Consider the following 12,052-nt stretch of genomic DNA (forward strand, 5'->3'; position numbering starts at 1 on the left):
AGTATGACCATACGCAAAATGACCAAAAAAGATTGGCCATCGGTCGCACAAATCTATGCAGAGGGTATCGCCACCGGTCTTGCAACCTTTGAAAGCGAGGTACCCGATTATGGAAGCTGGAATGCTTCCCATACCGATAGCTGCCGGTTGATAGCCGAACAAGAAGGCAATGTAGTGGGTTGGGCCGCGCTATCGCCCGTATCAAGTCGGTGTGTCTATGGCGGTGTCGGTGAAGTAAGTGTTTATGTAGGGAAAGATAGTAGAGGCCACGGCATTGGCAAATTGTTGTTGCAAGAACTCATTATTGGCAGTGAGGCCGAAGGGTATTGGACGTTGCAATCGGGGATTTTCCCTGAAAACGAGGCCAGCATCAAACTGCATGAAAAGTTGGGATTTCGTTTTTTAGGGAAGCGGGAGCGTATTGGAAAAACGTTAAATGGTATCTGGAAAGACAACCTACTTTTTGAAAGGCGGAGTAAAACGGTGGGTATTGATTAAAAAAGTGTATTCCCCGTCAAACAAGAACTTAATAATAACGACTGAAAAAGACGCAATGAAAAATGTATTGGTACTCTGTACCGGAAATTCATGCCGCAGCCAAATGGCACACGGTTACCTTGAATACTACCAAAAAGATTTGGCCAATGTCTATAGCGCTGGTATTGAGACCCATGGCCTGAACCCCGGTGCGGTATCTATCATGAAGGAAGATGGCATCGACATATCGCACCACACCTCTAACCACGTAGATGAGTACGAGGGCATTGAATGGGATCATATTATTACCGTCTGCGACCATGCAAAAGAAAATTGTCCCTTTATTCCGGCCAAGAACGCACAACGATTACATCATAATTTTTCAGACCCTTCAAAGGTGAAAGGCACTGAAGATGAGGTACATGCTGCCTTTTTGAAAACACGGAATGAAATCAAGGAATTCTGCGAGACTTTCGTAAAGGAAGAGCTGGTAAATGGTTGATTACTCTTCTTCAGAAGAGCTTGCCACAGAACCCCCTTCGGACATTTTTCGTTCGAGTTCGGCCTGAAACTCTTCCATAACGGGTTTCACCGTACTTTCGGGCAAATCGGCAATTTTGATATACATAAGCCCATCAACCGAATTATTGAACAATGGGTCCTCATTGAACGCGACCACTTTTGCGTTCTGTTTGATATACTTCTTGATCAAGACAGGCAGTCGAAGACTACCCGGCTCAACCTCTTCTATCAACTTGTCGAACTTGTTAAGGTCGGCCTTTGTCTCATCAAACACAAATTCTTTGTCGGCATCTTTGAGCTTGACCTTGAATTCGTTTTTGGGTCGAACGTACTGCGCCACATAGGGATCCCAGTAATGCGATTTCATGAATTCGATCATCAACGACTTTGAGAAATTCGAGAATTGGTTACTGATACTTACCCCACCGATCAAATATTTATGTTCGGGAAAACGAAGGGTGGTGTGCACGATTCCCTTCCAGAGCAAAAAGAGCGGCATCGGTTTTTGCTGGTATTCTTTGATGATATAGGCCCTGCCCATTTCAATCGACTTTTCCATCATCGGAAAAAGCTCTGGCTCAAAACGAAAAAGGTCTTGAAGATAGAATCCATCTATTCCATACTTATGAAAAATCTCTGCGCCCAGCCCCATTCTGTAGGCCCCAACAACTTCTTTTTCGTCATCATCCCAAAGAAAAAGGTGGTGATAAAAAGCATCAAACTTATCAAGGTCGATGGCATTATTGGTGCCCTCACCCACCTCTCGAAAGGTGATTTCACGTTGACGCCCTATCTCCTTTAAAAGAAAGGGCATATCCTTTTCTTGGGCCAGATACACTTCATAGTTCTTGCTCTGCAATAGCCTAAGGTCTTTCTCACGCAATTTCTCGATTTCACCCTGAAGCACCTCGGTACGCACGGCAGTGGCCACTTTTTTTGGCGGTTTGGGGATCTTTAGAGTCGTGGGCACCTTATCGATCAAACGTTCTTTTTCAAAAACATTGGCCAGCAGATACGTCTTTTTTCTCAACAGCTCAGCAAAGTCTTCAAGCGTCTCTTCCTCTCTTTGGTGCGCTACCGAAATAGGTTGCCCTATACGTACATTGATCGGCCTTCTTCGTTGTGAAGTCAGTTCAGAGGGCAGTTTGGCCGTTCTGAATACATCATTGATCTTGGATAATCGGTAAAACAACCGACTGTTCTTGGCATGAAAATAAATGGGCACTACAGGTACTTCGGCCTTACGGATCAATTTGATGGCCGCTTCTTCCCACGGTCTATCAACGACCAGTTTACCATCTTTATAAGTAGATACTTCGCCCGCAGGAAAAATGCCCAACGGATGCCCCTCTCGCAGATGCTTCAATGCCGTTTTGAACCCCATCACACTGCTTTTCGCATCTTTGTGGTTTTCAAACGGATTCACGGGCATGATATACGGCTTCAGGGGCTCGATGCGGTGCAGCAAAAAATTTGCTATGATCTTATAATCGGTATGCTCTTGCAATAACAACTTCAACAACAACACGCCGTCAATACCCCCAAGCGGATGATTTGAAATGGTGATGAAGGGTCCTGTTTTGGGCAAGCGTTTATAGTCTTCTTCGGGTATTTCGAACTGAATTTCGTAATGTTCTAGAATTTCATCGAGAAAGGCAGGTCCATCCAAACCCTTGTGGCGATCATAAAAACGATTGATCGATGATATCTTAGTGAGTGCCATCAACACCCATCCCGCAAAAGTGCCCAAAAAGCCGTATTTGTCTAGTTTTATGACCTTTGCAACCTCTTTCGCCGTGACCAACCCCATAAATTCATCAGTTAGGTAGGCGTAAATATAGAAAAATACAGCAATCGACCTTATAGAACAACACTACTTCACCACCAGTTGAACCGTTTGCTTTCCCCTTTGCTCAACCAATACGGTATGCCCGTTCAATAACGTTTCGACTGCCTCTTCATTGAAATGTCGTATGGTATAGAGCGACACATCTTCATGGCAGACCACTTTGAATTTTTTCTTCAGCTCGTTCAACAAGCTCTCAAGACCTGAAAACTTATTGTCGAGACAGACCGAAAAACTGATGGCCGAATTTTGAATCAAATCGACTTTCATTCGGTGGTCATGCAATAACTTGAAGATTTCGCTGATGTTATTCTCGACGATAAAAGAAAAATCCAACGAAGAGAGTTTTATCAAAACTTGGTCTTTCTTAACGATGAAACAGGGTACTTCGGGCGAAATCTCTACTCCCTTACCCACCACAGTGCCCGATTCCTTTGGCTTTAAAAAAGATTTTACGTGCAGGGGAATCTCTTTGCGCTGTAGCGGTTGCAATGTCTTGGGATGGATGACCGAGGCTCCGTAAAAAGCCAATTCTATGGCCTCTCGATATGAAATTTGGTGCAACAATTGTGTTTCTTCAAAATTGCGTGGGTCGGCATTGAGTACCCCGGGTACATCTTTCCAAATGGTCACTGAAGAAGCATTCAAGCAGTAGGCCAAGATGGCCGCCGTATAGTCAGAACCCTCACGCCCCAATGTGGTGGTGAAGTTATTATCATCACTGCCCAAAAAACCTTGGGTGATGTTCAGTTTTTTGGTATCAACATGCTTTTGAACGGCTTCTTGGGTACGTTCCCAATTGACCTGCGCATCGCGATATGAATTATCGGTCTTGATCAGGTTACGTACATCAAGCCATGTGTTTTTGAGTCCGGTTTCATTTAAGTAAGCACTCACAATGGTTGTCGAGACCAGTTCTCCATAACCCACCACTTGATCGTACACAAAACTGTGCTTGGGTGATTTGTTCCACATCAAAAAGCCCTTTACCTCTTCAAAGAGCATCTTGACCTGATTAAAAATAGGATGTTTTTCATTCTCAAAAAGGTCGATCAGCACCTTATGGTGATAGTCATAAACCTCATGAAGTGCACCGTTGATTCCGTTCTTATTCTCAAAATAGGCATCGACCACTTTTTCCATGGCATTGGTAATCTTGCCCATTGCCGAAATCACGATCAAGGTATCATCATGGCCTACTTCGTTAAGTACATGCACTAAGTTTTTGACTCCCCGTGCATCCTTCACGGAAGCACCCCCAAACTTAAATATCCTCATATATTGTTTAGATAATTTTCTATTCCGTTCTCATCTAGCTGAACCACATCCCAATCGCGCATCACCACCGCCCCATTTGACTCATAAAACTTGATGGCGGGCTCGTTCCAATCCAGCACTTCCCAACTGATACGTTTAACGCCCAAATCATGGCCGTATTTTACCACAGTGGCCAAAAGTGTCGAGCCGACCCCCTGCCCCCTGGCCTTTTCGGTAACGATCAGATCTTCAAGATGAACGACCGGACCTTTCCATGTAGAGTATCGCGGATATACCAATGCGAGTCCAACAACCTCATCTTGTGATTCAGCAACAAAACAATGAAACCGCTTTTTTTCTCCAAATCCGTCACGTACCAAATCCGTTTCAGTTACTTCAACAGCCTCAGGTTCTTTCTCAAAAGTTGCCAATTCTTTTACCAACCGTAACACGGCAGGCATATCTTCTGGTCTGGCATCACGAATCTCAATAGTCATTTGTTACAAATAAAACACGAAGTTATAAATTACAGAAATGATAACCTTTCGAAAACGTTATAGTATCACAAAATAGCCGATATTTGCATCTAAATAAAACAGCTTGGCCCCAATGCAAAAGAAAAACAAGACACTTGGCGAGTTTATCATTGAAAACCAATCAGAATTTCAATACTCAACAGGTGAACTTTCTAAATTGATCAATGCCATCAGACTAGCCGCCAAAGTGGTCAATCATGGAGTCAACAAAGCAGGGCTTGTTGATATTCTTGGGCAAGCGGGCGATACCAATGTACAGGGCGAAGACCAACAAAAACTGGATGTATTGGCCAACGAAAAATTCATCCAGACCTTGAAGAACAGGGAAATTGTGTGTGGTATCGCTTCAGAAGAAGAAGATGACTTCATCAGTATAAACAGCCAAGATGAACAGCATCAGAACAAATATGTGGTCTTGATCGATCCATTGGACGGTTCTTCCAATATCGATGTCAATGTATCGGTAGGTACCATTTTCTCGGTTTATCGAAGAATGACCCCCGTGGGTACCCCTGTCACTCTTGAAGATTTTTTACAACCCGGTAAAAACCAAGTGGCCGCCGGATATATCATTTATGGTACCTCTACCATGTTGGTCTATACCACGGGCCATGGCGTAAACGGCTTTACGTTGAATCCTGCCATCGGTACTTTTTACCTCTCACATCCAAATATGCAGTTTCCTGAGACGGGCAAGATCTATTCGGTGAACGAGGGCAACTACATCCACTTTCCCCAAGGGGTGAAAGACTATATCAAATATTGCCAAAAAGAAGAGGGCGATCGCCCCTACACCTCACGATACATCGGTTCATTGGTTTCGGATTTTCACAGAAACATGATCAAAGGGGGCATTTATATGTACCCAAAAAGTAGTATGGCCGAGGCGGGAAAGTTGCGCCTACTTTACGAATGTAACCCTATGGCCTTTTTGGCCGAGCAGGCCGACGGAAAAGCCAGTGATGGTTTTCAACGTATATTGGACATTCAGCCCAGCGAACTGCACCAACGGGTACCGTTTTTCTGCGGCAGTAAGAAAATGGTCGAAAAGGCCGAGGAGTTTATGCAGCAGGCCTAGTTATTTTTTCAATAAATATTGGTAATCCTCAAAATCAATTTTACCTGTAAAAATATTGATGGATTTCTCAATGATCTCTTCCGCTTTTTTCAAAGGAAAGCCCAGCCCAATAGCATATTTTTCGACCATTTTTCGTTCTACATCATCCATTACATTATCTGAAAAAATGATCTGAAAGAAATCGAACAAACGCTTGAGTCGTTTTTCACCGCTATGGGGAGTCTCGATTGGGTATTTGTTCTCCTTTTTCATGATTTCTTTGTACTCGGCCTCGGTGATGTTAAGTTTGAAGGCAAACTTATCTAAAATGGCCTTTTCATGGGGGTTGATCTCCCCATCTACGGCAGCTAGACTGCACAACGTGGCGAAGTGGGCCAACTCTCTGCGTTTCTCTCCGTGCTCGTACCAATCAGTTACAGGCATATCTTACTTTTTAGCTGCGCAAATATAATTCTTAAAGCAGAAAGCGCATACACTTATCGACAAAAGAAATTTGTATTTTGACCCTGCTATGAAAGCTCCCTTGCTTCAATTTACAGATCGTGGTATTTATTGTCAGGAGGCCAATGTCTATCTTGACCCTTGGAAACCCGTCGATAAGGCCATCATTTCGCACGGTCATGCCGACCATAGCCGCTCGGGCCATAAGCGATACATCACCCATCATCGCAATCTTCCCATTGTAAAACATCGCTTGGGCAATGTTTCGATCATTGGAAAAGATTGGGGTGAAGCCTTTACCGTCAATGGTGTGAAGTTCAGCCTGCATCCAGCGGGCCATATCATCGGTTCATCACAGATCCGGGTCGAACACAAAGGTGAGGTCTGGGTCTTTACCGGCGATTATAAATTGGAGAACGATGGTCTGGCCACCCCTTATGAAACCGTGAAATGCCACACTTTTATTACCGAATGTACGTTTGGGCTCCCTGCCTTTTTATGGATGCCCCAAGAACAGGTCATCAGCGATATCAATGAATGGTGGGCCACCAATAAGGCCAATGGGCAAACCTCGGTACTCTTTGGGTATTCTCTAGGTAAAGCACAGCGTTTGCTAAAGCATCTTGACCCATCCATCGGAAAAATCTATACCCATGGGGCCATAGAGAACATGACCGAAGTGCTGCGACCTTTGGCTGATTTTCCAAAAACGGAACTGATTACCCGCGACACCAAGAAAGAAGATATCAAGGGCAATATGGTCATCGCCCCGCCCAGTGCCCATGGCAGTAACTGGATCCGAAAAATGGTGCCCTATGTCACCGCCTCGGCCAGCGGTTGGATGGCCTTTCGAGGAGCCAGACGAAGACGTGCAATAGATAAGGGCTTTGTGCTCAGCGACCATTGCGATTGGTCAGGGTTGCTAGAGGCGATAAAATCAACAGGGGCCGAGAGGGTCATCTGTACACACGGTTACACCGAAATCTTCTCAAGATATCTTCGAGAGCTGGGCTATGATGCACGCACTGAAGAAACCCAATATGAGGGTGAATTGGCAGAAACCGGCTCTTCAGAAACCGTGAAAACCCAGGCCGAATGAAAGCTTTTGCCCGACTCATCAAAACCTTTGACAGCACCAATAAAACCAATATCAAGGTACAGGCCTTGGCTGATTATTTTAAGGCTGCCGATGACAAGGACAAGGTGTGGACCATCGCCATTCTCTCACACCGTCGCCCTCCACGACCGGTCAATACGACCCTGCTCCGCGAATGGGCAGCCGAACTGGCAAACATACCCATATGGTTGTTCGAGGAAAGTTACCATATCGTGGGTGACTTGGCCGAGACCATTGCTTTGGTGGTTCCTGAAAAAGAAAAATCCGCAAACAAATCATTGACCCAGTTTCTGGAAGAGATGTTGGCCCTCAAACAAAAACCAGAAGAAGAAAAAAAGAAGTACCTCTTCGACAATTGGCAGCGGATGGACTACTATGAGCGTTTTGTTTTCACCAAACTCATCACAGGCGGCTTTCGTATTGGGGTGAGCCAAAAACTAATGACCCGTGCCCTTTCAAAAGCCACAGAAATTGATGAGGATATTCTCGCCTACAAGCTCATGGGCAACTGGAACCCCCATAGCATTACATTTCAAGCCTTGATTCTGGAAGAGAGGGAAAGTGACTTTTTGAGCAAACCCTATCCGTTTTACCTTGCCTATGCCCTCGATGATGACGTCGAAGGCTTGGGCAATGTAAAAGACTGGTCTGTTGAACACAAATGGGATGGTATTCGCGCGCAGGTCATTATCCGCAATAATGAACTTTTTGTTTGGAGCCGCGGTGAAGAATTGGTCACCGATAAATATCCCGAATTCGAAAAATTCGTTGGCATCGTTCCCAATGGCACGGTGCTCGATGGGGAGATACTTTCCTATCCCAACGGAAATATTGGCTCTTTTAATGATTTGCAAACACGCATTGGCAGAAAGACCATCTCCAAATCCCTATTGAAAAAAACACCTGTCGTATTAAAGGCCTATGACCTGTTGGAGTGGCAAGGAAAAGACATTCGGCAAAAACCCTATTTTCAGCGCAGGGAATTATTGGAAAAACTCCATGGTGAAGTTGTCATTTCAAGCAAATTTGAAATCTCACTCATGCTTTCTGAACGCATGCGGTTCAACTCTTGGAAAACTATGGTCGAAGAGCGCGAAAAATCCAGGGAAAAAAGAAGCGAAGGCCTTATGCTCAAACGCAATGACTCGCCCTATCTCGTAGGCCGCAAAAAGGGCGATTGGTGGAAATGGAAGGTAGATCCCCTCACCATCGATGCCGTGCTCACCTATGCCATGCGCGGCCATGGTCGTCGCAGTAATCTCTTTACCGATTATACTTTTGCACTATGGAGCGAAAATGAAAATGGCGAAAGAGAATTGGTCACCTTTGCCAAGGCCTACTCAGGATTGACCGATGCCGAGTTTCGTGAAGTGGATGCTTGGATCAAAAAGAATACGTTAGAACGGTTCGGACCTGTACGGAGTGTAACCCCCCATCATGTATTTGAAATTGCCTTTGAGGGCATTGCCCTTTCAAAAAGACACAAGAGTGGGGTGGCGACAAGATTTCCCCGTATTTTGCGATGGCGGAAGGACAAAAAGATTGAAGAAGCGAACAGTATCGAAGATATCAAAATGATGATCCCATAGCTCTCCTCCTTTTCAAAGGAGGAGAATGAATCCCGAAAGCGGAGCGCTTCGGGAGAAAGAGGTGGTTGTTTTCCAATCATTGGTAAAATGCACATGACCAAAAAACAACTTTTTGAAATTGCGGCCATATGGTTTGAACGACAAGGCTGGAAACCCTTTGCTTTTCAAAAAGAGACGTGGAAACATTTTTTGAACGGCAAACATGGGCTGCTCAATGCCCCAACGGGCAGTGGCAAGACGTATGCACTTTGGTTTCCGATCGTATTGAACTACATCAAAAACCATCCTGACCATGCCACCAAGCACAAAAAGGGACTCAAAGCGGTTTGGATCACACCGCTACGGGCACTTTCACAAGAGATCAAGCAATCGGCCGAGCGTATCGTCAATGATTTGGAACTGCCCATGACGGTGGGCATCCGTACCGGGGACACTTCATCAAAAGAGCGGGCACGACAACGTACTACCATGCCCGATCTGCTCATCACCACCCCCGAAAGCCTACAATTGCTCTTGGCGTCAAAAGACTATCCAAAGACATTCAAAAATTGTTCGGCAATAGTGGTCGACGAGTGGCACGAGCTTTTGGGCAGTAAAAGGGGCGTGCAGATGGAATTGGGCCTTTCGCGCTTAAAGACCATTTGTAATGACCTCCGCATTTGGGGCATTTCGGCCACCATCGGCAATTTAGAGCAAGCACGGCAAGTGCTCTTGGGGCCCGGAACCGAGGCATACCAAAACTCCGTTTTGGTCAAGGCACAACTGAACAAAAAAATAACGGTCAAGAGCATCATTCCCATGACCATGGAAACATTTCCATGGCGGGGGCATTTGGGCCTACATCTTTTGAACGAGGTCGTACCCATCATCAAAAACAGCAGAACCACTTTACTTTTCACCAACACCCGAAGCCAATGTGAGATATGGTTCCAAAAAATCTTGGAGAAATATCCTGAGTTTGCTGGCGAGATGGCCATGCACCATGGCAGTATCAACAAAGAGACCCGCCTGTGGGTAGAGCAGGCCATTCGCAATGAAAGTTTGAAGGCGGTCGTCTGCACTTCCAGTCTGGATCTGGGGGTTGATTTCGCTCCTGTCGAAACCGTTATACAGATCGGCGGACCCAAAGGAGTGGCCCGTTTTCTGCAACGGGCAGGGCGTAGCGGACATAGACCCGGCAAAGAGAGTGTCATCTATTTTTTGCCGACCCACGCCATTGAATTGATCGAGGCATCGGCCCTACAGATGGCCGTGAAGAAAAATGCGGTCGAAGATCGATTGCCCTTTTTGAACAGTTTTGATGTGCTCATCCAGTACTTGACCACCTTGGCGGTTTCCGAAGGGTTTTATCCTGAGGAAATCTATCCTGAAATCAAACAAACGTTCTGCTATCAGGGCATTACCGAAGACCAATGGCAGTGGCTGCTCAACTTTTTGGTCATGGGCAGCCAAAGCCTGAAAAGCTATGATGAATACAAAAAGGTAGAGGTAGGGGCCGACGGCCTGTTCAAGGTCAATGACCGTGGGGTGGCCATGCGCCATCGATTTCAAATCGGCACCATCGTGGGCGATGCCAGTCTATCGGTAGTGTATCAAAAAGGAGGCTATATCGGTTCTATCGAAGAGTCTTTTGTATCTAAACTGAATGCAGGTGATGTCTTTGTCTTTGCAGGTCGTAATCTTGAGTTCATTCGAATTCGTGGAATGAAGGTACAGGTACGCAATTCGAACAAGCGCACCAACAAAGTGCCCGCATGGGCAGGCGGCCGCCTTAGTTTTTCTTCACAGATGTCCGCCTTGTTGCGAGAAGAACTGTACAAGGCCTCAAAAAATGAGAACCTGAGCAAAGAACTAAAATCCTTAAAACATATTTTTGACAAACAACGAGAGGAAAGCATTGTTCCGAGTCCATCTGAATTTCTTATCGAAACCTTTAAGTCGCGAGATGGCTACCACCATATTTTTTATCCGTTCGAGGGGCGGGCCGTACATGAAGCGATGAGCAGTCTGCTATCATACCGAATCGGTTTACTGTCACCCATCACCTGTTCGCTGGCCTTTAATGACTATGGTTTTGAAATGCTGTCAGACAAGCCAATCGACATACAGGCCGTATTGGACAATGATCTGTTCACCATCGATTATATGCTATCCGACCTACAAAAAAGTTTGAACTCGAACGAAATGGCCAGACGTAAATTTCGCGACATTGCCGTTATCAGCGGTATGGTGTTTACGGGCTATCCTGAAAAAGGAGTAAAAATGAAGCACCTACAGAGCAGTTCACAATTGCTGTTCGATGTCTTTCGCGACTATGAGCCCGACAACCTGCTCTTTCAACAGGCCTTTACAGAAACCTTTGAGCACCAATTGGAAGAAGGCCGTCTTCGAATCGCCTTGGAACGCATCAACCAACAAAACATCATCTGGAAACAGTGTGAAAGGCCCACCCCTTTCTCTTTTCCCTTGATTACCGACCGATTGCGCGAGAAACTCTCCAACGAAAAATTGGCCGACCGTATCAAGCGCATGACCAAGATATTGATGAAATGAACCAAACCATCAAAATACAGGACCAAGAATTCATTCTCCACCCGTTGGGCGGTGTTTTTTGGACCGAAAGATCCTTGTTGCTGGTCAGTGACGTACACTTGGGCAAAGTGGGCCATTTTCGAAAATTTGGGGCGGCTGTGCCCAGAAAGGCCGTACACCAGAACTTTTTGTTATTGGATAGGCTTGTATCGGCATTTCAGCCCTTTCAGGTATGTTTTCTCGGCGATCTGTTCCATTCTTCCTTGAACAAAGAATGGCAGCTTTTTGAAAATTGGGTGGCCAAAACCCCTTCAAAAATTGTCTTGGTAGCCGGCAATCACGATATTATCGCCCCAGAGGAATTTGAAGCTTTGGGGATTGAAATCTTTGAAGAATTGATCGTGGAAAACTTTCTTTTGACCCATCACCCCATCGAGCGCGATACCCTTTTCAATTTCTGCGGGCACATTCACCCAGCGGTGCGATTGAAGGGTTTCGGGAGACAAAGGCTACGCCTACCCTGTTTCTTTAAGACCCAAAATCAAATGATCCTTCCCGCTTTTGGAGAATTTACGGGCTCACATGCGCTGACCCCAAAAAAAGAAGATGAAATTTTTGTCATCGTAGAGAACGAAGTGGTCAAAATCTAGTTTTATA

11 protein-coding genes are annotated in these 12,052 nt (G+C 45.4%); 7 read left to right on the forward strand and 4 right to left on the reverse strand.

Translation table 11 applies throughout. The annotated features are described in order from the left end of the window. Nucleotides 1-3: 3 nt before the first annotated feature. On the forward strand, nt 4-498 hold the full coding sequence (locus tag L0P89_RS05645; RefSeq protein WP_235267432.1) for a GNAT family N-acetyltransferase: 495 nt from the start codon (nt 4-6) through the stop codon (nt 496-498). 55 nt (nt 499-553) lie between these two features. Continuing rightward, a complete protein-coding gene (locus L0P89_RS05650; protein WP_235267433.1) occupies nt 554-979 on the forward strand; it encodes an arsenate reductase ArsC in 426 nt (141 codons plus the stop codon). Here the strand turns inward: L0P89_RS05650 and L0P89_RS05655 are convergent, their stop codons facing one another. The 3 genes from L0P89_RS05655 to L0P89_RS05665 form a co-directional block, all read right to left on the reverse strand. Further along, nucleotides 980-2,809, reverse strand: coding sequence for a GNAT family N-acyltransferase (locus L0P89_RS05655; protein ID WP_235267434.1), 1,830 nt, complete (start codon nt 2,807-2,809; stop codon nt 980-982). A 63-nt stretch (nt 2,810-2,872) separates the two neighbouring features. Then, on the reverse strand, nt 2,873-4,123 hold the full coding sequence (locus L0P89_RS05660; RefSeq protein WP_235267435.1) for an aspartate kinase: 1,251 nt from the start codon (nt 4,121-4,123) through the stop codon (nt 2,873-2,875). Next, on the reverse strand, nt 4,120-4,599 hold the full coding sequence (locus tag L0P89_RS05665; RefSeq protein ID WP_235267436.1) for a GNAT family N-acetyltransferase: 480 nt from the start codon (nt 4,597-4,599) through the stop codon (nt 4,120-4,122). Before L0P89_RS05665 ends, L0P89_RS05660 begins: the two co-directional genes overlap by 4 nt. Nucleotides 4,600-4,711: 112 nt before the next feature. Between L0P89_RS05665 and fbp the strand changes: the two genes are divergently transcribed. Beyond that, complete coding sequence (gene fbp / locus L0P89_RS05670) at nt 4,712-5,716, forward strand: class 1 fructose-bisphosphatase (RefSeq protein WP_235267437.1); 1,005 nt, start codon at nt 4,712-4,714, stop codon at nt 5,714-5,716. Here fbp and L0P89_RS05675 read toward each other — a convergent pair whose 3' ends face one another. Continuing rightward, entirely contained in the window at nt 5,717-6,139 is a 423-nt protein-coding gene (locus L0P89_RS05675) for a TerB family tellurite resistance protein (RefSeq protein WP_235267438.1), read from the reverse strand. Between the two features lie 88 nt (nt 6,140-6,227). On the opposite strand from L0P89_RS05675, the gene L0P89_RS05680 reads away from it, so the two are divergent. The 4 genes from L0P89_RS05680 (at nt 6,228) to pdeM (ending at nt 12,045) form a co-directional block, all read left to right on the forward strand. Then, nucleotides 6,228-7,256, forward strand: a complete 1,029-nt coding sequence (locus L0P89_RS05680) for a ligase-associated DNA damage response exonuclease (RefSeq protein WP_235267439.1) — start codon at nt 6,228-6,230, stop codon at nt 7,254-7,256. Then, nucleotides 7,253-8,863, forward strand: coding sequence for an ATP-dependent DNA ligase (locus tag L0P89_RS05685; RefSeq protein ID WP_235267440.1), 1,611 nt, complete (start codon nt 7,253-7,255; stop codon nt 8,861-8,863). Before L0P89_RS05680 ends, L0P89_RS05685 begins: the two co-directional genes overlap by 4 nt. A 93-nt stretch (nt 8,864-8,956) precedes the next feature. Continuing rightward, nucleotides 8,957-11,416 (forward strand): ligase-associated DNA damage response DEXH box helicase, encoded by a 2,460-nt coding sequence (locus tag L0P89_RS05690; protein ID WP_235267441.1) that lies wholly within the window; start codon nt 8,957-8,959, stop codon nt 11,414-11,416. Then, nucleotides 11,413-12,045 (forward strand): ligase-associated DNA damage response endonuclease PdeM, encoded by a 633-nt coding sequence (gene pdeM / locus L0P89_RS05695; RefSeq protein WP_235267442.1) that lies wholly within the window; start codon nt 11,413-11,415, stop codon nt 12,043-12,045. The genes L0P89_RS05690 and pdeM overlap by 4 nt, the downstream gene beginning before the upstream one ends. Nucleotides 12,046-12,052 lie beyond the last annotated feature (7 nt).

It is taken from the genome of Muricauda sp. SCSIO 65647 (assembly GCF_021534965.1).
Taxonomy (GTDB): Bacteria; Bacteroidota; Bacteroidia; order Flavobacteriales; family Flavobacteriaceae; genus Flagellimonas_A.